This window comes from Isoptericola sp. NPDC056605, from assembly GCF_042792795.1.
In the GTDB taxonomy this organism is placed as follows: domain Bacteria; phylum Actinomycetota; class Actinomycetes; order Actinomycetales; family Cellulomonadaceae; genus Isoptericola.
This window is the reverse complement of sequence record NZ_JBHTVT010000007.1, coordinates 150,889-173,659: the sequence shown is the minus strand read 5'-3', so window position 1 is coordinate 173,659 and position 22,771 is coordinate 150,889. Positions and strand designations below refer to the sequence as shown.

The 22,771-nt window shown below is 73.5% G+C and carries 14 protein-coding genes; 2 read left to right on the top strand and 12 right to left on the bottom strand.

Annotated features, from left to right (window positions below):
• Window position 1: 1 nt before the first annotated feature.
• From ACFQ8Y_RS09885 to ACFQ8Y_RS09845, 9 genes are read right to left on the bottom strand one after another with little or no spacing between them, the layout of a single operon-like run.
• Window positions 2-697, bottom strand: coding sequence for a hypothetical protein (locus tag ACFQ8Y_RS09885; RefSeq protein WP_430550552.1), 696 nt, complete (start codon window positions 695-697; stop codon window positions 2-4).
• Complete coding sequence (locus tag ACFQ8Y_RS09880) at window positions 697-2,400, bottom strand: serine/threonine protein kinase (protein ID WP_430563933.1); 1,704 nt, start codon at window positions 2,398-2,400, stop codon at window positions 697-699. The genes ACFQ8Y_RS09885 and ACFQ8Y_RS09880 overlap by 1 nt, the downstream gene beginning before the upstream one ends.
• A 7-nt stretch (window positions 2,401-2,407) precedes the next feature.
• Window positions 2,408-4,219 carry an FHA domain-containing protein gene (locus ACFQ8Y_RS09875; RefSeq protein ID WP_430563932.1) on the bottom strand — a complete coding sequence of 604 codons (1,812 nt, stop codon included), beginning with the start codon at window positions 4,217-4,219 and terminating at the stop codon, window positions 2,408-2,410.
• Window positions 4,216-5,079 (bottom strand): PP2C family protein-serine/threonine phosphatase, encoded by an 864-nt coding sequence (locus ACFQ8Y_RS09870; RefSeq protein WP_430550555.1) that lies wholly within the window; start codon window positions 5,077-5,079, stop codon window positions 4,216-4,218. The genes ACFQ8Y_RS09875 and ACFQ8Y_RS09870 overlap by 4 nt, the downstream gene beginning before the upstream one ends.
• A complete protein-coding gene (locus tag ACFQ8Y_RS09865) occupies window positions 5,076-6,683 on the bottom strand; it encodes an RDD family protein (RefSeq protein WP_430585340.1) in 1,608 nt (535 codons plus the stop codon). Before ACFQ8Y_RS09865 ends, ACFQ8Y_RS09870 begins: the two co-directional genes overlap by 4 nt.
• On the bottom strand, window positions 6,680-9,175 hold the full coding sequence (locus ACFQ8Y_RS09860) for a transglutaminase-like domain-containing protein (RefSeq protein WP_430563929.1): 2,496 nt from the start codon (window positions 9,173-9,175) through the stop codon (window positions 6,680-6,682). Before ACFQ8Y_RS09860 ends, ACFQ8Y_RS09865 begins: the two co-directional genes overlap by 4 nt.
• A complete protein-coding gene (locus ACFQ8Y_RS09855) occupies window positions 9,172-10,464 on the bottom strand; it encodes a DUF58 domain-containing protein (RefSeq protein WP_430563928.1) in 1,293 nt (430 codons plus the stop codon). The genes ACFQ8Y_RS09860 and ACFQ8Y_RS09855 overlap by 4 nt, the downstream gene beginning before the upstream one ends.
• Window positions 10,461-11,432 (bottom strand): AAA family ATPase, encoded by a 972-nt coding sequence (locus ACFQ8Y_RS09850; protein WP_430550559.1) that lies wholly within the window; start codon window positions 11,430-11,432, stop codon window positions 10,461-10,463. The genes ACFQ8Y_RS09855 and ACFQ8Y_RS09850 overlap by 4 nt, the downstream gene beginning before the upstream one ends.
• 55 nt (window positions 11,433-11,487) lie before the next feature.
• A complete protein-coding gene (locus ACFQ8Y_RS09845; RefSeq protein ID WP_430585339.1) occupies window positions 11,488-17,595 on the bottom strand; it encodes an Ig-like domain-containing protein in 6,108 nt (2,035 codons plus the stop codon).
• 305 nt (window positions 17,596-17,900) lie between these two features.
• Between ACFQ8Y_RS09845 and ACFQ8Y_RS09840 the strand changes: the two genes are divergently transcribed.
• Both ACFQ8Y_RS09840 and ACFQ8Y_RS09835 read left to right on the top strand, forming a co-directional pair.
• Window positions 17,901-18,398 (top strand): YajQ family cyclic di-GMP-binding protein, encoded by a 498-nt coding sequence (locus ACFQ8Y_RS09840; protein WP_429764848.1) that lies wholly within the window; start codon window positions 17,901-17,903, stop codon window positions 18,396-18,398.
• 38 nt (window positions 18,399-18,436) lie between these two features.
• Complete coding sequence (locus ACFQ8Y_RS09835; protein WP_430585338.1) at window positions 18,437-19,318, top strand: HAD family hydrolase; 882 nt, start codon at window positions 18,437-18,439, stop codon at window positions 19,316-19,318.
• Here ACFQ8Y_RS09835 and ACFQ8Y_RS09830 read toward each other — a convergent pair.
• From ACFQ8Y_RS09830 to ACFQ8Y_RS09820, 3 genes are all read right to left on the bottom strand, one after another.
• Window positions 19,291-20,163, bottom strand: coding sequence for a potassium channel family protein (locus ACFQ8Y_RS09830; protein WP_430550562.1), 873 nt, complete (start codon window positions 20,161-20,163; stop codon window positions 19,291-19,293). The two genes, ACFQ8Y_RS09835 and ACFQ8Y_RS09830, sit on opposite strands and share 28 nt — an antisense overlap.
• 60 nt (window positions 20,164-20,223) lie before the next feature.
• On the bottom strand, window positions 20,224-21,117 hold the full coding sequence (htpX, locus tag ACFQ8Y_RS09825; RefSeq protein WP_429764854.1) for a zinc metalloprotease HtpX: 894 nt from the start codon (window positions 21,115-21,117) through the stop codon (window positions 20,224-20,226).
• Between the two features lie 143 nt (window positions 21,118-21,260).
• Window positions 21,261-22,667: an FAD-dependent oxidoreductase gene (locus ACFQ8Y_RS09820; RefSeq protein ID WP_430563924.1), complete on the bottom strand. Its 1,407-nt coding sequence runs from the start codon at window positions 22,665-22,667 to the stop codon at window positions 21,261-21,263.
• Between the last annotated feature and the right edge of the window lie 104 nt (window positions 22,668-22,771).

Below are 22,771 nucleotides of genomic sequence, written 5' to 3'. Positions count from 1 at the left end.
GTCAGGCGTCGTCCTTCTGGTCGAGGAGGTGGAGGTCGTCGGCGGTGACGAGGCGGGAGGTGACGGCGTGCTCGACGAGGCGCGCCCGGCGGTTGGTCGCCGCGCCGCCCGGGCCGCCCCGCAGCCCCTTCACCCCGATCCGGTCGAGCTTGTCGCAGACGTTGTCGAGCTTGCGGTTGAAGCGCGTGGTGGCCCAGCCGAGCCGCCGCGCGGCGTCGACGCTGGACGGGATCTCGCTGAGGCCCGTGCCCTCGCGCCGGAGCATGGGCTCCGCGAGCGCGACGATGAGCTGGCGCTGGCTCACGGTGAACTGCACCGCCCCGATCGTCGTGTCGCCGCTGCCCGGGTCCTCCGGGTGCACCTCGTAGTACGGCGCGTCGCTGAGCGTCACGGTGAGCTCGTAGGTGGTGGGGCCGGCGGTGAAGACGATCGCCGTGTGCGGCAGCACGATCGGCAGGCGGTGCCCGGGCGGCAGCCACGACTGCACGCCGCCCCGGACGTCGCTCACGGTGGCGGCGATGTTCGAGCCCGCGTTGGTGAGCCACCAGATGTCGTCGTCGCAGGTGACGCGGAGGAAGCGGCGGTGCAGGTACAGGTTGTCGTCGATCGCCAGGTCGCCCTCGCGACCGATGTCGAACGGCACCTCGGGCGAGGGCCTGAACCACTCGCCGCAGAACTCGATCGCCAGCTCGCCCATCAGCCCGTCGCCCCCTCGCTCGCGTCCGCACCGGCCGCGACGCAGGTCTGCTCCTCCTGCGACAGGCTGCTGCCGTCCCGGATCACCACGACCTGCACGCACACGTCCTTGCCGGGATCCGCCGGGACGCTGGCCGACGTCTCGTCCGTCGTCGTGTACTGCGACTCCGAGGTGAGCGAGAGCTGCTTCCACCCGAAGGAGTCGCCCTCCTCCGCCTCGCGCGGGGGCTCCCAGGTCACGAGGACCTCGTCGCCCTCGACCACAGCCTGCAGGTCCTGCACCGGCGGCACGTAGCCGCCGAGCGGGTCGGCGGGCGCCGCGGCCTGCGTCTGGCCGGGGTCGGCCACGGTGGGCTCGGTCCCGGCGTCGCGGTTCAGCCACCAGATCAGACCGCCGACACCGAGGACGAGGACCGACCCGACGGCGACCAGCAGCCACGCCCACCGCGACGCGGCGGGCGCCTCGGCCCCGGAATCGTCGTCCGTCTCGGGCGCGGCCGGGCGCTCCGTGCGGAACACCGTCTCGTCCACCGACGCGTCGGACGGCTCGCCCGCCGCGTCGACGGTCGGCACCCGCCCCGGGGCGGGGGTCGCCGTGGCCGGGGCCGCCCACCCGGACTCCGTGCCCGACGAGAAGCCCGACGAGAAGCCCGACGAGAAGCCCGACGAGGTGCCCGGGGAGGCCGTCGGGTACGGCGGCGCCTGGACCGGCGCATAGGGCACGGCGGCCACCGCCGGGCCCGGCGGCGCGCTGCGCTGCTCCGGGTCGATCGCCCGGACCCGGTTCATCCGGGTGCCCTCGGCCTCGTCCTCGTCCTCGAGCACCGACCCGGCCTCGTCGAGGAGGTCGATCGGGGTCATGTCGCGCGCCAGCTCGACCTGCACCTGCTGCACGGCGCGCGCGAACGCGAGCGCCGTCGGGTACCGCGACCCCGGCCGCTTCGCCATCGCGATGCGCAGCACCCGTTCGAGCGACTCGGGGACGTCGCCGCGCCCGATCTCGGCCAGGGAGGTGGTCGCGATGCGGCCCATGAGGTCGGCCGACGAGTTGGACCCGCCCGGCACCTCGAACGGCGTCCGCCCCGCGAGCAGGGTGTAGCAGGTGGCGCCCAGGGCCCACACGTCCGTCGCGATGCCGCTGACCGGCGGGTCGCCGAACGACTCGGGGGGCGACCAGGGGATGGACATGCCCTCCGCGACCGACGCCGAGTCCACGGTGGACGAGATGCCGAAGTCGGTGAGCGCCGGGTGCCCGAACTGGGTGACCAGGATGTTCGCCGGCTTGATGTCACGGTGCAGGATGCCGAGGCGGTGCGCCGTCTCGACCGCTCCCGCGATCTGGATCGTCGTGCGCATCGCCTCCGGCACCGACATGCGCTCCGAGCGGTAGCGCGCGCCGAGGTTCGGGCGCGAGCAGTACTCGAGCGCGAGGTAGGGGCGCCCGTCGGGGGCGACCCCCGCCTCGTACATCGTGACGATCGACGGGTGGTTCCCCAGCGTCGCCATGAGGTCGGCCTCGGCGTCGAACGCCGCGCGCTGGGTGTCGTTCGACCACTCCTTGAGCAGCACCTTCACCGCCACCTGGCGGCGCGGCCGGTGCTGCTCGTAGAGGAAGACGTCGGAGAAGCCGCCGGTGCCGATGACCTTGCGATACGTGTAGCCCGGGATCTCCGGCGGCGCGGAGGGTGCCCGCTTGCTGCTCATCCGCCAGTCACCAGATCCCTTCGAACGCGAGGGTGATGCCGTCCCCGAGCTCCAGCACGTCGCCGTCCACCACGATCTCCTTCTGGTTCGGGTGCAGGCGCCGGGGCTTCTGTCCCGGGCGGAGCAGCACGGTGCCGTTCGTGGTGGCGAGGTCCTCCACCAGCACGTGCCACTCCTCGAGCGTCACCTGGACGTGCGAGCGGGAGATGTCCTTCTGCGGGCTCGGGACCGTGACCATCCGCGGCATCCGGTCCGCCGACGTCGTGCTGGACCGGGGGCGGCGTCCGACGACGACGTCGCGGTCGAGCTCCACCACCTGGTCCTCCCCCGCGGGGGCCCCGTCGACCGCCCCGATCCGGACGCGGCCCAGCGGCGGGCGCGGCGAGAGCGCCGGGTCGCCGTCCAGCGGGACGCCGCAGGTGCGGCACTGCTGACGGGTCGGCGGGTTGGGGTGCCCCTGCGGGCACTCCAGCGCCAGGACGTCCCGGGCCCCGGGGGCCGCGGGCGCCCCGAACTGCGGCAGCGCGGCGCCCGCGGCCTCGCGCAGCGCGGCCAGGTCCGAGGTCATGATCGTGTTGCCGTCGTGGTCGTCGACGGGCCCGGACGGTGCGGGTGGTCCGCTCGGGGGCTCCGCGGAGACGGAGGCGGCACGGGAGGCGGCCGCCGGGGTCCCCGGGGCGCCGGGGCCGAACGGGATCGACGCGATCAGCCCGCCGTCCGACGCCGCCGGGGGCGCGGGAGGGGCGGGGGGCGCGGACGCCTCCGGCGCGGGGCCTGGTGCGGGGTCCGGTGCGGGAGCCTCGGGGCCCGCCGCGGGCCCGGACGACGCGTCCGGCGCGGCGTCGACCTCGCCCTCCTCGTCGCCGGCGAGACGCACCGCCGCGTCCTCGACGCTGCGGAACACGGTGTCGCCGAACAGGTGGTCGTAGTCGTCCCCGTCGCCGCCGAGCACGGTGTCCGAGCTCGGCTCGCCCTGCTCCTGCCGCTCGGGCGCGGGGGTCTCGTCGTCGTCCGGCGTGCCGTCGGCGATCGCGGGCCCGTCCGGGGCGGCGGCGTCCGGCACGTCGCCGGTGGCCGCCACGCCCTCGCCGGGCGCGGAGATCGTCGCGATCGGCAGGGGGTCACCGTCGGCGCCCCCGATCAGCGTCTCCTGCGAGGGGACCGCGACGACCGCGGGCAGCGCCGGAGCGCGCAGCTTCGACTGGCCCGGCAGCGGCCAGGCGTCCGGGTCGGAACCCCCGAGGCCGCCGAGCGGCTCGGCCGGGGCGGGTGCGGCGGGCCCCGCCGCAGGCGCGGCCGGGGCGGACCCGGCGGGTTCCGCCGCGGGTGCCGCCGCGGGTGCCGCGGTCGCGACGTCGCCGCCGTCCAGCGCCCGGCGCAGGAGCGCCGCGCGGACCACTCCGCCCTGCAACGGCCAGACCGGGCCGTCCCCGGCAGGGCCGGGGTCCAGGGCCAGCTCGACCGAGGCCACCTCCGCCACCACGCGCTCGGCCCACATCAGCACGCCGGCGCCGGACACCTCCACGTCGCCGCCCGCCGCCCGCACCCGCACCGCGGCGGACGTCCCGCGCACGGCGACGCGCGCCTCGCGCGCCCGGGCGTCGAGCGTCACCACCGCGAAGGGCGGCACCGCCGTCAGGCTCCCCGCGACGTCCGTCAGCGCCCCGACCACGGACACGACACCGCCCTGCTCCGGCGCCTCGAGCGCCTCCCAGAGCCGCGAGACGACCTCCGGCTCCACGGGCTCCGGCAGCAGCAGCACGGTGTCCCCCCGTACCAGCGCCTGCGCCCTGCCCTCGACGTATCCCACCGTCATCATGCGTCGACCTCCTGCCCCCCGGTCATCGAGGCCCGGCCCCACGCGCCCTCGGGCGTCGGGATCGTGTCCTCGTCGTCCAGCACCTGCCCGCCCCGCGGGCTGGTCGCGGTCTCGTCGTCGTCCACCGCATGGGTGACGTCGACCACCACGACCGTGATGTTGTCGCGGCCACCGGCCGCGACCGCCTCCTCCACGAGCCGGCTCGCCGCCCGCTGCGGGTCCGGGTGCTCGAGCAGCACCCGGGCGATCCGCTCGTCGGTGAGCTCGACGGTCAGCCCGTCGGAGCACACCAGCACCCGGTCGCCCGCGGCGACCGGGACGTACCGGAAGTCGGGCATCGGCGTGGAGTCCGCGCCGAGCGCCCGCGTCACGACGTTCCGGCGCGGGTGCAGCCGCGCCTCCTGCGCCGTGAGCATCCCCGCGTCCACCAGCTCCTGGACCTCGGAGTGGTCCACGCTGACCTGGTCCAGCACGCCGCTCGACATCAGGTACGTGCGCGAGTCGCCCACGTTCACGAACAGCCAGTAGGGGACGTCGTCCTGCTCGGAGACCAGCGCGCCGGTGAGCGTCGTGCCGGCGCCCCGCCCCGAGGGGCCGGTGTCGATCGCCCGCACCCGCGACTGCGCCAGGGCGACCAGCTCGGCCACCCGGTCGGCGTCCACCCTCGGCTCGTCCTGCAGCGGGCTCAGGGTGTCGAGCGCGACGGCGCTGGCGACCTCGCCCGCGTCGTGACCGCCCATCCCGTCCGCCACCAGGAAGACGCCGGCCCCGGCCAGGTACCCGTCCTCGTTGACCTTGCGCCGGCGCCCCACGTGCGACGAGCTGCCCCAGGACAGGACGAGCGCGTCGTCGTCGGTCATGCGTGCGCCCCCGGGTGGACGACGATGCGACGGTCGCCCACGTGGATCGTGGCCCCCATGGGCACGCGGACGCGTGCGCCGGGCTCGGCCACCCGCGGCGGCAGACCGGCGACGGAGATGACGGTCCCGTTCGTGGACCCGCGGTCGTTGATCCACAGGCCCGCGGAGTCCACGTCCAGGTCGGCGTGGTTCTTCGACACCGACCGCGTCGGGTCGTCGATCCGCACGAGCGTGACGGTCTCGCCCGCCGACGCCTCCGGGTTGCGGCCGACCCGGGCCGGCCCGTCGACGGTGTGCCGGTCGCCCGACTCGAGCTCGAGCACCACGCCCACGACGGGCGCCGGGCGCAGCTCCTGGCGCTGCGCCCGCGACTGCATGCGCGTGTCGAAGCTCGTGTGCTCCGACACCTCGGGCGTGACGTCCGAGGCGGGCTGCTGGGTCTGGGGCTGCTGCTGGGGCTGCTGGAACTGCTGCTGGAGCTGCTGCGGGTCGGGCATCGCCTGCTGCGGCCCCGCCGGCGGCTGGGCGGTGGACCCCGGGATCCCGGTGATGAGCCCGCCCGCACCCGACGCCGGACCGGCCAGCGGCTGGTAGGCCGGCGTCGCGTAGGGGTCCGGCACGCCGGCCGGCGGGCCGGCAGGGGCCTGGTACGGCGGCTGGTTCGTCGGCTGGTACGGCGGCTGGTTCACCGGCTGGTGCGCCTGTTGCTGCGGCGCCGGCTGCTGCGTCGGGGTCGGCGGCGCCGCCACCGCCCCCAGCAGGACGGCGGACGGCGCCGACGGCGGCGCGGCGAGGCCCACCGCCGGGCCGCCGGAGGCCGGGGCGAAGCTGGCGGTGCGCGGCGCCGCGGCACGCTGCATGGCGCGAGCGTCCACGACGACGGCCTTCCCGGCCTTGTCGTGCCAGCCCTGGCGGCGGCCGCCGCCGTCCCACAGCGGGCTGAGCTGCACGAGGATCGTGCCGAAGAACGGCACCAGCCCGCAGGCGGCGACGACCAGGTAGCGCAGGAACGCGCGGCCCACCCCGATCGGCATGCCGCCGTCGACGCCCTGCGTGCGGATACCCATGACCAGGTTGCCGAGCGTCTTGCCGGTCAGGCCCTCCCAGATCAGCATGGCGAGCCAGTACAGGCCCGCCGCCGCGGAGGCGAGGCCCGCCACGGTGAGGATCTGGGTGACGAGCCCCGCGAACCGCGGGTCGGTGGACGTGATGACGCCCGACGGCAGGTCGATCGTCGAGAACCCGATGCCGTAGACGATCCCGAAGAGCACCCCCGCCACGACGCCGTCGAGCAGGAACGCCACGATGCGCCGGCCCACGTGCGCGTACACGGGTACGGCCTCGGGCTCGGGCGTCGAGGACCCGAGGTACGCGGGCACCTGCGTGGCCGTCATCATCTCGGGCTCGGTGGTGCCCGTGTGCACGAGGGACGCGGGGCCACCCGGGCCGGCGACGCCGGCCGCGGCGTCGAACGCGCCCCGCGGAGGACCCGCGGGCGGCCCGACCGGCCTGCCCGTGCGTGGGAACTCGCGCCCGCACACGGCGCAGAACGGCGCCCCCGCCCGCTGGGTGGACCCGCAGCCGGGGCACTGCACGTCACTCATCGCTTCTCCTTGCTCCTGGAGCCGTCCCTGGAGACGATCCTCGAACCGACCCCGGAGACCTTGGCGCCGACGTCCCGCGCGAACCGGCCGAGCGCCCGCCCCGGCCGCCACGTCGCGCGAGCACGCAGCGACCGCAGGGACAGGGCCCCGAAGAGCCGGCGGCGCCGATCGACACCGGACCGCACCCCCGCGACGAGCTCGTCCACCTCGCGCCAGAAGTCGTCCGCCTCCGTGGCACTGGGCTCGCCCTCCCCGAAGACGCCTGCGTCCGCACGGTGGGCGAGAGCGAGCGTACCGGGCGCCCGGTACTGCTCGGCGATCAGGTACGCGCCCTCCCGGCGGGTGGCCGACGGGGGGACGGTGCTGCCCAGGTCCGTGGCGACGTCCACGACCTCGTGCCAGCCGCCGCTGATCCGGGCGGCAGCGTCGTCGGCCGTGCGCCGTCGGGCCCGACGACGCGCCTTGTACGCGAGGATCGCGACGATCGGGCCGCCGATCAGCAGCAGCGGGATCCCGACGATCAGCACGACCAGGCCCACGAGGCGCCAGTCGAAGGCCTCGTTCTCGGCCTCCTCCTCGTCGTCCTCGACCGTGCCCGCCTCGACGCGCTCGGGCTCCTCCGGCGGCTCCGGCTCCTGGAGCACCGGCGGCTTGGGCACCTGCTCCGACTTGGGCTCCGGCTGGATCTGCGGCTTCTGCTCCGGCACGGCCTCGATCGCCGCCCACCCGTACTCCGAGGTCGGCACCTCGACCCAGGCGTGCACGTCGCTGCCCAGCACGGTCCACGGCTCGCCGGCCGTGTAGTTGCTGTCCTTGCCGGGGTAGAAGCCCATGACGACGCGCGCCGGGATGCCGGCCTGCCGCGCCATGAGGGCGAGCGCGACGGCGAACTGCTCGTCGTCGCCCACCATCTTCTCCTGCTGCACCAGCGTGTCGACCCGCTCCGCGGAGTGGCCGGGGCGCGACGGGTACTGGCCCTCAAGCCCGCTCGACAGGACGCCCGACGCCGCGAGGGCGTCACGGATGAGGAACAGCTTCGTGGCCGGGTCCGTCTCCTCCCCCGCGAACTGCACCGCCTTCGCGGGCAGGCCCGGCGGCAGGGCCGACTGGTCGGTCTCGGGCAGGTCGGCACCCACGATCGTCGCCTTCTTGAGCGCGTCCTCCGACGGCTCCTCGGTGACGATCGTGTCCAGGCTGTACGTGTCGCCGGGGCGCACGCCCGCGGTCGTGAGCACCGTGCCCGTGGTCGAGTTGTAGTACGAGCCCGCGTCCTGGGCGCGCGCGTTCGCGTCCGTCCACGTGAGGCCCGTGAGCGCACCGAACTGCGGCACCCACACGCCGTCGTACCCCGTCACGGTCACGTCGACGCGCTGCGGGGTGCCCTCCTGGGCGGTGGCGATGGTCGTGCCGACGCGGCTGTACACGCCGGTGTCGCCGCCGGTCCCGGAGGCGTCGAAGACCACCCCGTCGTAGCGGTCGAGCGCGGCCAGGCGCACGCGGCCGTCCTCGGGCAGGTCGCTCACCGTGAACAGCTCGTCCTCCCGCTGCTCCTTCACGATGTGGCGGAAGCCGACGAGCGGGCTCGCGTACTGGTGCAGGTCGAGCGGCGGCACGATCGTCTCGCGCAGCACCGACCGCGGCTGGGACGGCATGATCGCCGGCGCCACGAAGGCGGCCGTCACGGCCGCGACGCCGAGGATGGCGGCGCCCGTGCGCACCCGGTACCAGCGCAGGCGGCGGGTGGCCTCCTCGCTCTGCTCCGTGCTGATCGAGTGGGTCCCGACCCGCGCCTCCATCGCGCGGACCCCGCCCCACAGCAGGCCGACGAGGGCGATCGTGATGCCCTGGGCCACCGGCAGCGCCGCGTCGAGCGTGCCGAGCAGGATGACGCCCACGAACCCGACGAGCACCGGGACCATCGCCCACACCGCGTGCCGGGCGCGCCAGGCGATCGTCCCCGCGACGAGCGCCACGAGCAGCATCAGCAGGTAGGGCACGACCGCGAGCTCCGGGAACGAGCTCATGGGCGGCACCGTGGTGATGAACTGCTTCCAGCCCTCGACCGCGCCGATCAGGAGGTCCTGGAGGGTCTGCAGGCTCGGCAGCACGCCGCCGATCGCGTCCTGCGGCAGCGCGAGGGCCGCGCCGAACAGCAGGTACGCGACCACCGCGACCGCCAGCACGAGCACCGCCGGGAACCGGCGCCAGGCACCGAGCCAGGCGACCGTCAGACCGAGGACGGCGCCCCCGGCGGCGGGCAGCACGTAGCCCGCCGAGCCCCAGACCGGCCCGAAGCCGACGGCGACGGCCGCGAGCAGCACCACGAGCGCCGCCAGGTCGACCAGGGCGAGCGGCGACGTCGCGCGGGGACGCGACGCCTCCTTGCGGCGCGTCGTGCCGCGGCCGAGCCCGGTGCCGGTGCGCAGCGAGTCGTCGCCCGCGCCCTGCCCCGACCAGGCCCGGCGCCCGCCGCGTGTGGTCTCGTCGTTCATGTCTCGCTCATCTTCTTCAGCGCGATCGGCAGGTCGCCCAGCCGCCCGAGGGTCAGGACGCCGACCTCCGCGATGTTGTGCCGCGACAGGTTCGCCCCCGGCACGCACTGGATCGCCATGACGTTCACGCCCACGGGCAGGCGCGCGGACGCGGACCGCAGCTCGGTCGGGGTCACCCGGCTGCCGAGCACGAACGCGATCACGGACGCGTCGGCGGCGGTGCTCCCCGCGGCGCGGGCCAGGTCGACGAGCGCACGACGCGACGGCTCGAGCTCCACGCGCGACAGGTCGTCGAGCAGCCGGGTGTGGTGGTCGCCGCGCAGGCTGCCGGACTGCACGAGCACGGTGACCCCGCGGTCCTCCTTGATGGCCTGCAGGCCGAGGGAGGCGCACACCGACACCGCGAGCTCGAACTCGTCGTCGTTCGCGTAGTCCTCGACGCGGGTGGAGAGCAGCACCGCGAGGTGCGAGCGCCGCGTCTCCTCGAACTGGCGCACCATGAGCGTGCCGGTGCGGGCCGTCGTCTTCCAGTGGATGTGCCGCAGGTCGTCGCCCGCCACGTACTCGCGCAGGGCGTGGAACGACACGTCGGAGTCGGTGATGTCGGTCGTGACGCGCCCCTCGAGGTCGCGCAGGTAGCCCGTCGACGACCCCGCCAGGTTCTTCACCTGCGGGTGCACGAACAGCTCCTGCTCGTCCGTCCACGTCACCTCGCGGCGCAGCAGCCCGATCGGGTCGGCGCGCACCGACTTCACCGGGCCGACGGTGATGACGCCGCGGCGCCGGGTCGGGATGCGGAAGATCTCCTCGTGCGAGCCGCCGCCGCGCAGCCGCGGCACCGGGAACGCGGCGGTGCCGCGGCCGACGGGCAGCTCCATCACGGACGGCAGGATCGGCCGCGCCGCGGAGTTGCGGACGTCGAGGCGCCCCACCGCCGGGTCCCCCACCGTCACGCGCGACTGCGTGAGCGTGAGCGAGACCTCGTACCGCAGGCGCCCCAAGACGAAGCCGATGGCCGCCACGAGGGTCACCGTGAGCAGGACGGCGCCGACGAGCACCTCGAGCCAGCCCAGGGCGAGCCCGGCCACCCATGCGCCCACGCACACGACCAGCACGGCCACGCCGAACGTCGAGAACGCCTGCGTCACGGGGGCGCACGCCCGCACGAGCGCCGCCCAGCGTGCGCCGACGGCCCCGGACGCGCGCACCCACCAGCGCCCGAGCCGGTTCCCGGTGGTGTCCCGTGCGGCCGCGGGGGCCGGGGACACCGGGGTCGATGTCGAGGTCATACCGCGGCGCGCTCCTGCGGCGCGGCGACGTCGGCGAGGATGCGCGCGAGGACGACCTCCGCCCGGGCGCCGGTGAACTCGGCCTCCGGGTCCAGGACGAAGCGGTGGGCCCAGACGGGCTGCGCGAGCTGCTTGACGTCGTCCGGCAGCACGTAGTTGCGACCGTGCGCGGCCGCCCACACCTTGCAGCACCGCACCAGGGCGAGCGCGCCACGGACGGACACGCCGATCCGGGCCTCGGGCGCGTTGCGGGTCTCCTCCGCCAGGCGGCTCACGTACTCGAGCACCGCGGAGTCGGTGTGCACCGTCGCGCCGAGCGTCGCCATCTCCGTGACCGCCTGCGTGGTGATGATCGGCTGGAGCGCCTGGCTGCGGTCGCGCACCGACGCGCCGGACAGGATCTCCACCGTGGACGCGTGGTCCGGGTAGCCCACCGACGTCTTCATGAGGAAGCGGTCGAGCTGCGCCTCGGGCAGGCGGTACGTGCCGGCCTGCTCGATCGGGTTCTGCGTGGCGATGACCATGAACGGGCGGCCCACGTCGTGGGTGGTGCCGTCCACGGTGACGCGCCCCTCCTCCATGACCTCCAGCAGCGCCGACTGCGTCTTCGGCGAGGCACGGTTGATCTCGTCGGCCAGCACGATGGACGCGAAGATCGGCCCCGGGCGGAAGTCGAACTCGTGCGTGCGCTGGTCGTAGATCGTCACGCCGGTGACGTCGGACGGCAGCAGGTCCGGGGTGAACTGGATGCGGTTGTGGGAGCCCTGCACGGACGCCGCGATCGCGCGTGCCATCGCCGTCTTGCCGGTGCCGGGGGCGTCCTCCAGCAGGAGGTGCCCCTCGGCCAGCATGCAGGTCAGCGCGAGGCGCACCACGGGCGCCTTGCCCAGGACCGCCTGCCCCACGTTGCCGACGAGGCGCTCGAACGTCTGGGCGAACCAGGCGGCCTGCTCGGGGGTCATCGTCATCTCGGTGTTCCTTCGTGCTCGTTGTCTCGGGGAGTCGTGGTCGGGCTGGACGGGGTCACCAGGTGGTCGCGGCATATCGCTCGCCGTCGATCACCACGGCGACCTGGGTGCCGTCGTAGCCGTAGTAGCAGTCGAGCTGGACGGTGGTCGAGGCGCCGAGCTTCACGTCATAGCCGGGGCCGCCCGGGGTCGTCCAGACCTTGCTGCCCGTCATGCGGATGTTGTGCCAGCCCGCGGTCGAGTCCGGGTTGTTGTACGACCAGCACTCGACGCGGTGGGACTTGCCGTCGAAGTCCTTGGCCGTGACCTTGAAGTAGTTGCAGTTGCCGGACGAGCAGCCGTCCTGCACGCCGGTCCGGTTGCCCTTCGACACCGTCGCCTTCGGCTGCGGCGGCGCGTCCGTCTTGCCCGTGACGGAGGTCCACGCTCCCCAGCCCGCCTCGTTGTGGGCGCGGGCCTGCAGCGTGTAGGTCTTGCTGTAGCCCGTCGGGACACCGACGGAGGCCGGCCACGAGGTCTTGGTCCCGCCGTCCGAGGCGCTGCCCGACAGCTTCCACTCGATCTTGTCGACCGCCCGCCCGCCGTTGCTGCTCGGGGCGTTGATCGAGAACGACCCGTCGTCGACCCGGCCGGTGCCGTTCTTGGTCCCGCTCCAGCTCAGGCGCGGGTTTCCCGGGGTGGTGAACGGGGTCACGGAGCCCGAGCTGTCCGACCAGTCGGAGCAGGTGTACTCGTTGCACGCCTGGACCTGGAACGTGTACTTGGTGCCGTTGGACAGGCCCTTGTAGGTGTACGACGTCACGTTGCCGACGTTCTTCCCGCCGGAGCCGTTGGCCCGCACCTGGTAGTACGGGGCCGGCCCCCGGAACTCCGCCGCCGCGCTCCAGCTCACGTCCGCCTGGCCGTTCGTGGTCGAACCGAGGGCGGCCTGCACGTTGCCCGGCACCGTCGGCGTGCCGTACGGGACCACCGCGTTGGACGCGGGGCTCGCGGCGGAGACGTCGGCCTTGTTCTCGGCCCGCACCTTGAAGGTGTACGTGGCGTTCGTCTTGAGGTCCTGCACCGTCTGGGACCGCGCCTTGCCGACCTTGACGGTCTTGACCTGGGAACCGCCCTCGTACACGTCGAGGTAGTACATGTCGATCGGGGCGCCGTTGGTGTCCGGCTCCTGCCACGACACGGTCGTCTGGCCGCCCACGGCCGTGTCCACCCGGCTCGCCTTCGGGGCCGCCGGGGCCGCCGGGGGGCCGGCGGGCGTCTCCGGGGAGGATGCCTCGCCCCAGTCGGACGGGTCCGGGGCGTCGTTCAGCGCCTGCGCCCGCACCGTGTACGCGGTGCCGTTGGTCAGGCCCTCCCACACGGTCGAGGTCCCCTCGACGCACGGCTTCTGGATCTTGCCGTCGGCCGGGGCCGGGCTGATCTCCAGGTTGACGCACGTGATCGCGGACCGGTCGGTGTAGTCCTTGTTCGTCCACGTGACGGTGAGCTGCTCGTCGCCGAACTCGAGCTTCGGCGCCGCCGGCGCGTCGGGCTTCTGGTCCGGCCGGGCGCTCTTCGACGCCGCCGACTCGTCCGAGTCGCCCACCTCGTTCGTGGCCGTCACCGTGAACGTGTACTCCACGTCGTTGGTCAGCCCGTCGAAGGTGCACGTCGTGGTGGCGCACTCCTGGGTCTTGCCGTCCGAGGCGTGCAGCGTGTACCCGGTGATGTCGGCGCCGTTGTTGTTCGGCTGCTCCCAGCTCAGCACCACCGTGCCGGAGCGCACCTCCTCCACCGTGGGCGCGCGCGGCGGCTCCGGACGGCCCAGGACGGTGACCGTCACGGTGCCCTCGACCTGGCGGTCCGGGTCCTGCGTGGCGTCGTGCACCGCGTAGCGCGCGGTGAGCACACCGTGGAAGTCCTCGTCCGGGGTGATGATCACGTCCCGGTCGTCGTACGACACGGTGCCCGACCCGGTCTCGCCGTACGCGCCGACCACGGTCAGGTCCTCGCCCGGGAACGGGTTGGTGTCGTTCTCCAGCACCGGGATCGTCACCGGCTGCCCCTGGTGGGCGTCGGGCACCTTGTCGGGCGTCGTCTGCACGAGCGGGCGCGTGGAGCCGACGACCGTGAGCTCGAGGTTGCCGCTGACGGGCGGGTTCTTGCCGTCGGACACGGTGAACGCGACGTCCTGCATGGTGCCCTTGGGCACCGACGGCTCGACCTGCGCGGTCACGGTGCCGCCCGACACGGACGTCGTGATGCCCTTCGGGCTCTCGACGTCGAAGGTCAGCTTGTCCTTGTCCGGGTCCTTGACGTAGCGCGACAGGTCGACCGTGCTGTCCTCGCCCGCCGCGACCTGGAGCGTCGGCGAGCCGACCACCTTCGGCGGCTGGTTCGTCGAGGGCACGACGTCGATCGGCAGCGTGAGCACCGCCTTGTTGCCGTCCTCGTCGTCGGGCCCGTCGCCGTCGGTCACCTCGAAGCTCACCGACGCCGACCCGGCGAAGTCCTCGCTCGACGTGAACTCGATCGTGTCGGCGTCCTGCACGACCGCGGTCCCCTCGGTGACCTCGACCGACTTCTCCTCGGTGATCCGGGGCTCACGACCGTCCCGGACCACCACGAGCTCACCCAGCTCGACGGGCAGCGGCTCGCCGCTGACCGCCTGCAGCGGGGTCGAGCCGGGCTTCACGTACGGCCGCGACTGGTCGCCCGGCACGCGCACGAAGGCCTTGGCCTGCAGCCCGTCCACGTCCGTGACGGTGTAGGTGATCACCTGCGCCTGCGGCGTCAGCGCCACCTGCACCTGGCCGTCCTCGCGCACGGTGACGCCCTCGGTCTGCTGGTCCACCGACACCTCGAGGTCGGCACCCACGCCGTCGGGGTCGACGTCGTTGGCGAGCACGTCCACCGTGACCGTCGAGGCGTCGCGGACCTGCTCCGCCGTCACCACGTCGTCCTTCGCGACCGGCCGGAGCAGCGGCGCGTCGGCGTCCACGTTCACCGTGACCGACCCGGTGGAACGCGCCTTGAAGGCGTCCTGGACCGTGTAGTAGAAGGACGTCGCGCCCTCGTCGGCGGGGGCCTCGAGGACGATGTCGTCCTCGACCGCCTTCGGCGTCAGCCCGTCGGGCAGCCCGTCGAAGCCGTCCTTCACGAGGCCGATCTCGTCGCCGTCGGGGTCGTTGTCGTTCTCCAGCGCGCGGACGGCCACCGTGCGGCCGGGCCGCACCGTGGTCTCGTCGTCCACGGCCTGCGGGGGCTGGTTCGTCTCCGGCGGCGCGGCGATGCCCACGCGCACGGTGCCCTGGCCGACCGCTCCACGGGTGTCGGTCACCTGGTAGGTGAAGGAGTCGAAGCCCGCGGCGCCCTCGGCCGCCGTGTAGTCGACGAACCCGTCCACGATCGTCGCCGTGCCCTGCTCCGGGGCCGCGGCGATCGAGCTCAGCGTGACCTGGTCGCCGTCGGGGTCGGTGCCGTCGAGGGCGAGCGGGATGCGCACCGTCTTGCCGCTGAGCACCCGCGTCTCGGTGTCGGGCACCTGCGGGGCGGTGTTCTCCTCGTCGTCCTTGATCGTGATGGTGACCTGGGCGGAGTCCTTCTGACCGTTGCTGTCCCGCACCTCGTAGACGAGGTGGGCGGTGCCCGCCTCGGGACCCGCCTTGAACCGCACGGTGTCCTCGGAGACGAACGCCTCGCCGAGGTCCGCCTCGGGCTCCTCCTGCAGCTCGTCGTTCAGCTCGACGTCCAGCCCGTCCGGGTGCGTGTCGTTGTCGAGCACGGGGACGGTGACGACGTCGCCCGTGTGGACGATCGCCTCGTCGGCACCCGCGTCCGGCGGCCGCAGGGTGTTCGGGGCCGGGATGGGCACCACGCGCACCTGGCCGGTGGCGGAGCCGGTGCCGTTCGCGACCGTGTACTCGAAGGTCACCGGCTCATCGAGCCGCTGCTTCTCCATGATCTTGAGGACGTCGTGGTTGAGCACCGCCACGTCGACCGGGGAGTCGTCCGGCACGGAGACCGACTGCACGACGAGCACGCCGCCCGCCGGGTCGGTGTCGTTCGCCAGCACGTCGAGCAGCGCGGAGCCGTCCGACGGCAGCAGCACCTGGTCGGAGACCACCACCGGCGGGGCCGCGTCCTCCGGCGGCGCGACGACGTCCACCCGGACGAGCCCCGTCGTCGAGTTGGGGCCGTCGCTCACCTGGTAGGTCACGTCGAAGGACCCGGGCTCGTCGCCCTGCACCGTGAACATCCCCGCGTTGAGGTTGTTCGAGAACGACAGGCCCTTCTTCTCGGTCACGTGCACGAGCCGGAGCGGGTCGCCGTTGGGGTCGGTGTCGTTCTCGAGCGGCCGTACGGTGACCGGCTGGCCGGCGAGCACCGTGACGTGGTCCTGCACCGCGACCGGTGGCTCGTTGGTCGCCACGACCTCGACGATCAGCGTCCCCTCCACCGGCTTGCCCCGGGAGTCGGAGACCGTGACGTCGACGATCTTGCGGCCGGTGGCCGCCCCGCCGTCGCGGAACTCGATCGTCCCGTCGGGCCGCGAGCGCACCTCGTCCTTCGGGTCGCCCGTGCTGGCGTGGGACAGGAACAGGTCGTCGCCGTCCGGGTCGCGGAAGTACGGCAGCACCTTGATGCTGGCGGTGCCGTCCTGGCCGACCCGCAGCACGGGCTCGCCCGTCTGGGTCGGGGCGTCGTTCTCGGACTCCGGCACCACGGTGAGCGTGACCTTCGCGGTGTCGGACCCGTCGCGGCCGTCGTCGACCACGTAGGTGAGCGTCGTGCTCCCCGTCGCGTCCGTGGGCACGTCGGCCTGCAGCGCGGCGCCGTCGAGCACCCGGTCCACGGCGATGTCACCGGTCGGCTCGCCGTCGACCTCGACGGTCATGACGTCGCCGTCGGGGTCGACGTCGTTGCCGAGCACGTTGAGCACGGTGGTGCGGCCGGGCCGGACGCCGAACGAGTCGTCCTTCGCCTGCGGCGGCCGGTTCTTCTTGTCGCGGTCGGCGACGAACTGGTCGACCTGCTCCGGCGTCGTCTCCTCGGACTCGGTCTTCTCGCCCTCGTCGTTCTCCGGGATGGTCAGGTCCCAGTCGTCGACCTTCTGGAACTCGTCCGCCGCCATCCACAGGGTGCCGCGGGCCACGTCGTTGAGCACGATGACGTCGCGGTTCACGCGGTAGACGAGGCTGCTGTCGGCGGAGAGGCCCTCCAGGACGACGTCCTGGTCGTCGTCGGTCCCGGGGCAGTCGCGCACGACCTGCCCGGACACCGACCAGGCGCCGTAGACGCACTCGCCGAGCTGGACGGGCCGCGCGGGCGTGCCGTTCGCGGTCCGCTTCGTCGGCGTCCCGCCGTCCAGCGGCTGGGAGACCAGCCCGCGCGAGGTCGCGAGGAGCACGATGTCCGAGTCGGGCGACGGCTGCTGCAGCTGCGCCTCGGCGCCGCCGTCGATCTCCACCGCGTCGCCCCCGGGCAGCACGACCTTGCCCGTCGAGCGGTCGAGCACCACGGGCTCCTCGCCCACGGTGGTCACCTGCACGTCGGTCCCCGGCTGCACCGAGAGCCGTTCCTCCTCGGGGTCCTCGGCCGTGCCGCGCGCGCTGGTCGGGATGGTCCACAGCTTCTGGTCGGCCGGGGACGCCACGACGGCGGTGCCGCCCGTGCTCACCTCGAGCCGGGCGCCCTTGCCCACCTTCTCGAGCACGGGCTCCGTCTCCTCGGGGTCGAAGGAGGCCGCCCCGTCGAACGGGAGCACCCAGACGCTGCCCGACTCGCCGTCGTAGATCGCGGTGGTGGCGCTGCCCGAGGCGACCTGCGCCCCTCCGGGCAGCTTCATCGTGCTGGTCAGGGCGAGCTGCGCCGGGTCGACGGGGCTGGCCGAGGAGTCCCCCGTGCTCGACAGGAGCACGCGCTGCGCGTCCTGCTGGACGTCGAAGCCCGTCGTGTTGGCGTACAGCGTGCCGTCGAGCGCCTTGGCCTCGTAGTTGAACCGGCCGATCTCGCCGTCGGCGGCGTTCGTCACCCAGACGCCGGAGTCGTTGAGGTCGACGTCCACCGTCGCCTCGCCGTCGTACCAGAGCGCGAAGCCGGTCAGCCCCGCGCCGAAGAGCGCGACGACCCCGACCGATGCGATGGACCGACGGTTCTCCACGGCACGAGAGACGAGGCTCATGCGGTTCGGTTCCTCTCCTACTTCTGGGCAGGTGCGGACAGCGGCTGGTGCGACAGCCCGCGCGCTACCGTCGCGCCGCGGGCGGAGGACCGGTCTGACCCATCTGGGGAAGTTGCCTGGGAACCGGTGTGATGCAAACCTCGGCGAACCCTACCGAAGACGCCCGACATGACGCCGTCCGTCTCGATGGGTAGGCCTCCCCATGCACCGCCGCACTACGGTAGTGGGCGAACCCCACCCACCTGATACGTCCGGGCCCGGATCGCACGCCGATCTGAGCAAGACCAGAGCAGCAAGGAGCAGTCGTGGCCGACTCGTCGTTCGACATCGTCAGCAAGGTGGACCGCCAGGAGGTGGACAACGCCCTCAACCAGGCCGCCAAGGAGATCGCGCAGCGGTACGACTTCAAGGGGGTGGGCGCGTCCATCGCGTGGAGCGGTCAGGACACCATCGTCTTCGAGGCGAACTCCGCGGAGCGCGTGCTCGCCGCCCTCGACGTGTTCCAGACCAAGCTCGTCAAGCGCGGGGTCTCGCTCAAGGCCCTCGACACGGGCGAGAACGAGCCCCAGTCGTCCGGCAAGGTCTACCGGCTCGCCGGCTCCCTCAAGGAGGGCCTCGCGGGTGAGAACGCCAAGAAGGTCACCAAGCTCATCCGCGAGGAGGGCCCCAAGGGCGTCAAGACGCAGATCACCGGCGACGAGGTCCGCGCGACGAGCAAGTCCCGCGACGACCTGCAGGCCGTGATCGCGCTCCTCAAGGGCGCGGACCTCGACTTCGCGGTCCAGTTCGTCAACTACCGGTGACCGCACGGGCGGGCGGCGCACGCCGCGGGTTGCCGCGCGTGGTCGCGACAGACCTCGACGGCACGCTGCTGCGCTCGGACGGCACCGTCTCCGCGCGCACGCGCCGCGCGCTGCGGGACGTGGAGGACGCCGGGGTCGAGGTCGTCTTCGTCACCGCCCGCCCGCCCCGCTGGCTGGCCGACCTGGGCGACCTGGTCGGCGGCCACGGCCGGGTCATCGCGCTGGGCGGCGCCGCGGTCTGGGACCTGGGCTCCGGCCGGGCGCTGGACGCCTGCGGCTTCGGCGAGGGCGTCGTGCAGGAGCTCGTCGCCGGGCTGCGGGCGGCCGTGCCCGGGGTCGGCCTCGCCGTCGAGACCGTCCGCGGCCCGGCCTTCGACCCCTGGTTCCCCGACGGCGAGCCCGGGCTCGACCGCGGCCTGCGGGCCGTGCCCGTCGAGGACGCGCTGCGCGGAGGGGACGACGCCGTGGCCAAGCTGCTCGCCGTCCGGCCCGGCACACCCACGCAGGGCTTCGGCGTCGTGCAGCGCGGCGACGTCCGGGACGACGACCAGGAGGTGTTCTTCGACCGGGTGCGCGAGGTCGTGGGCGGCCGGGCCGAGCTGCACTACTCCGGCGCCGCCGGGCTGGCCGAGCTGCTGCCGCCCGGCGTGACGAAGGACGTCGCGCTCGCCCGGTGGTGCCGCCGGCTCGGCGTCGACGCCCGCGACGTGTGGGCCTTCGGCGACATGCCGAACGACCTGCCGATGCTGCGCTGGGCCGGCCGCGGGCACGCCGTCGCCAACGCGCACCCGGACGTGCTCGCCTGCGCGGACGCCGTCGTGCCCGGCAACGACGACGACGGCGTCGCCGCCGCGGTGGAGGCCGCGCTCGACGTCTCCCCGCGCGTGGACGGCTACTCCGCGGAGCCGCTCTCCCCCTGAGCCTGCGTGCGCTGCCGGTCGGCGACGAGCTGCGCGCGCAGCTCCTGCACCTCCGCGACGAGCAGCGCCACCTGCGCCTGGCTGACCATGCCGACGGGCGCCTCCCCCGCCGCACCCAGGCGGTCGTCGGGCGACGACGTGTCGGTGACCCGCTCCACCAGCCAGGACGAGAGCGTCGCCGTCACGACGCCCAGCAGCGCGATGCCCCCGAGCATCAGGCAGACCGCGATGACCCGGCCCGTCGGGGTCACCGGCGTGAGGTCGCCGTAGCCGACGGTCGTGATGGTCACCATCGCCCACCAGAACCCGTCGCCGAGGTTGACGATGGTGGCGCCCGGCGCACCCCGCTCGGCCTGCGTCACCGTCAGCGCTCCGACGACGACCAGGAGCGCGGTGCCGGCCACGGCGAACCGCACCACGCGTCCCCGCAGGCGCACGGCGTTGACGCGGTTGAGGCGCACCACCACGGAGACCAGCAGCAGGGGGCGCAGCACCGGCAGCACGACCACGGCGAGCTCGAGCGGGTGCCGGCGCACGTACCGCCACGGGTGCGGGGCCAGCCGGGTGCGCACCACGTAGTCCAGGACGAAGAGCAGCCACGTCACCCCGAGCACGACGGAGCAGACGGCCCGCACGTCCGGCGAGACGTCCGGGCGCGCGATCGGGATCGCGTACGCGACCAGGAACAGCAGGGAGATCGCCGTCAGCGGCCACTCGGTGGCCGCCTGCCAGCGCCGCAGGCGCGCGTGACCGGCGTCCGGGTGCGACGACGTCGGGCGCTCGCGCTGCCCGGGCTCGGCCGTGTCACGGGTGTCGTCCCGGCCGCCCGGCGGGGCTGAGGTCATCGCAGGTCAGCCTGGCAGACCGACGTCGGCCACGCTCCCCGAGCGCGGCCGCGCGGGGCGTCAGTAGCGGGTGATTCCCCCCGGGCCGAAGCCCGTGCCGCCGGCCATCTTCTCCAGGCGGGCGATGCGGTCCGCCATCGGCGGGTGCGTGGAGAACATCTTCGCCATGCCGGCGCCGCGGAACGGGTTGGCCAGCATGAGGTGGGAGACGTTCTGCAGCTCGCGGGTCTGCGGCAGCGGTGCCTTCGCCGTGCCGGACTCCAGCTTGCGCAGCGCGGACGCGAGGGCCATCGGGTCGCCGGTGAGCTTGGCGCCGTCCTCGTCCGCGTCGTACTCGCGCGTGCGGGAGATCGCCATCTGGATCATCATCGCCGCGAACGGCGCGAGGATCGCCATGGCCAGCGCGGCGAGCGGGTTGCCGCCCTCGCGCCGGTCGCCGCCGCCGAAGATCAGCAGGAACTGCGCCAGCGAGGTGATGACGCCCGCCATCGCGGACGCCACCGAGGACGTCAGGATGTCGCGGTTGTACACGTGCATCAGCTCGTGCCCGAGCACGCCGCGCAGCTCCCGCTCGTCGAGCAGGCGCAGGATGCCCTCGGTGCAGCACACCGCCGCGTTCTTGGGGTTGCGCCCGGTCGCGAACGCGTTCGGCGCCTGCGTGGGCGAGATGAACAGGCGCGGCATGGGCTGGCGGGCCTCGGTGGAGAGCTCCCGCACGATGCGGTACATCTCCGGCGCCTCGAGCTCCGTCACCGGGTAGGCGTGCATCGCCCGGATCGCGATCTTGTCGGAGTTCCAGTAGCCGACGAACGTCGTGACCAGACCGATCCCCACGAAGACGACGAGCATGCCCGCGCTGCCGCGGAAGAACAGCGCCCACAGACCGAGGACCACGGCCCACATGACGCCGAAGAGCGCCGCCGTCTTGAGACCGTTGAAGTGCTGGTGGCCCATGTGTCCTGCCGTCTCCTTCCGTGCGCCCTGCCCGCGCCGGCGCGCCGGCAGGATGTCACGGGGTGAACGCGCCGAGGGCCCGGGCGGTTCCCGCCCGGGCCCTCGTGCCGATCCGTCAGCCCCGCACCGTCAGGCTCGCACCGTCACGCGCGGCCCTTCGCGATGTCGAGCATCTCGTCGCGCGGCACGACCTTGATCCGCTCGCGGCCGTGCGGCTCGCCCAGCGCCTTCTCGTGCTCGTCGAGGAGCACGAAGTGGTCCCACTCGACGACGTCCACGCCGCGGTCGGCGAGGAAGTCGAGCACGGCCTGCGGGTCCGCCTGCGTGGCGGTACGGCCGGACGCGAGGTCGCCGGTCGCGACGTCGCCGCCGTCGCCCACACCCGTGACGTCCTCCACGAGGTGGCGGATCGTCTCGGACGCGTCGGACTTGGTGTGGCCAATGAGGCCGACCGGCCCGCGCTTGATCCAGCCGGTGGCGTACACGCCGGGCAGGTGCTCGCCGTCGAGGTCGACGACGCGGCCCTCGCGGTTGGAGATGACGCCCTTCAGCTCGTCGAAGGGGATCTCCGGCAGCGGCGAGCCGAAGTAGCCGACCGCGCGGTAGACGGCCTGGACCGGCCAGTCGTGGAACTCGCCCGTGCCCTTGACCGTGCCGTCGCCCTGGAGCGCCGTGCGCTCGGTGCGCAGCCCCACGACCTTGCCGTCCTCGCCGAGGATCTCGGCCGGCGCGTGCAGGAAGTGCAGGTGCAGGCGGCGCGAGGCCTTCTGCGTCGACGGGTCGACGAGCGTCCAGTCCGTGAGCGTCTTGACGACCTGCTTGGTCTGGTTGGACGACTCGACGGCGGCCATCGAGCCGTCGTCGAACTCGTAGTCCTCGGGGTAGACGACGATGTCGACGTCCGGCACGTGGCCGAGCTCGCGCAGCTCCAGCGGCGAGAACTTCACCTGCGCCGGACCGCGGCGGGCGAACACGTGCACGTCGGTGACCGGCGAGGTCTTGAGGATGTCGTAGACGTTGGCCGGGATCTCGGTGGGCAGCAGGTCGTCCGCGTGCTTGGCGAGGATGCGCGCGACGTCGAGGGCGACGTTGCCGGCGCCGAGCACGGCGACCTCCTTGGCCTCGAGCGGCCAGGTGCGCGGCACGTCGGGGTGGCCGTCGTACCAGGACACGAAGTCCGCGGCGCCGTACGAGCCCTCGAGGTCGATGCCGGGCACCGGCAGCTCGTGGTCCTTGATCGCGCCCGTGGAGAAGATCACGGCGTCGTAGAACTGACGCAGGTCGTCGAGCTTGAGGTCGACGCCGTAGTCCACGTTGCCCAGCAGGCGCACGTCGCCGCGGCCGAGCACGCGGTGCAGCGCGGTGATGATCTGCTTGATGCGCGGGTGGTCCGGGGCGACGCCGTAGCGCACGAGGCCGAACGGGGCGGGCAGGCGTTCGAAGAGGTCGATGCTCACGTCGAGGTCGGTCTTCGACAGGATGTCCGCGGCGTAGATGCCGGCGGGGCCTGCGCCGACGATCGCGACGCGCAGAGGTCGGATGCTGCTCACTGCGGGATACGCCTTCCGGATCGGGGATGCGTGGCGTTCGATTCTAGGAGGATTCTCCTGCGATCGGGTGAGGCTTACCTCACCTGTCAGGGTCCAGCCTTACC

What these genes read in the sequence shown, in the direction of transcription:
- ACFQ8Y_RS09850 (WP_430550559.1), bottom strand. Translation starts at nt 11,432, where the DNA reads ATGACGATGACCCCCGAGCAGGCCGCCTGGTTCGCCCAGACGTTCGAG.
- ACFQ8Y_RS09830 (WP_430550562.1), bottom strand. Translation starts at nt 20,163, where the DNA reads ATGACCTCAGCCCCGCCGGGCGGCCGGGACGACACCCGTGACACGGCC.
- ACFQ8Y_RS09880 (WP_430563933.1), bottom strand. Translation starts at nt 2,400, where the DNA reads ATGAGCAGCAAGCGGGCACCCTCCGCGCCGCCGGAGATCCCGGGCTAC.
- ACFQ8Y_RS09855 (WP_430563928.1), bottom strand. Translation starts at nt 10,464, where the DNA reads ATGACCTCGACATCGACCCCGGTGTCCCCGGCCCCCGCGGCCGCACGG.
- ACFQ8Y_RS09860 (WP_430563929.1), bottom strand. Translation starts at nt 9,175, where the DNA reads ATGAACGACGAGACCACACGCGGCGGGCGCCGGGCCTGGTCGGGGCAG.
- ACFQ8Y_RS09875 (WP_430563932.1), bottom strand. Translation starts at nt 4,219, where the DNA reads ATGATGACGGTGGGATACGTCGAGGGCAGGGCGCAGGCGCTGGTACGG.
- htpX (WP_429764854.1), bottom strand. Translation starts at nt 21,117, where the DNA reads ATGGGCCACCAGCACTTCAACGGTCTCAAGACGGCGGCGCTCTTCGGC.
- ACFQ8Y_RS09870 (WP_430550555.1), bottom strand. Translation starts at nt 5,079, where the DNA reads ATGACCGACGACGACGCGCTCGTCCTGTCCTGGGGCAGCTCGTCGCAC.
- ACFQ8Y_RS09865 (WP_430585340.1), bottom strand. Translation starts at nt 6,683, where the DNA reads ATGAGTGACGTGCAGTGCCCCGGCTGCGGGTCCACCCAGCGGGCGGGG.
- ACFQ8Y_RS09845 (WP_430585339.1), bottom strand. Translation starts at nt 17,595, where the DNA reads ATGAGCCTCGTCTCTCGTGCCGTGGAGAACCGTCGGTCCATCGCATCG.
- ACFQ8Y_RS09885 (WP_430550552.1), bottom strand. Translation starts at nt 697, where the DNA reads ATGGGCGAGCTGGCGATCGAGTTCTGCGGCGAGTGGTTCAGGCCCTCG.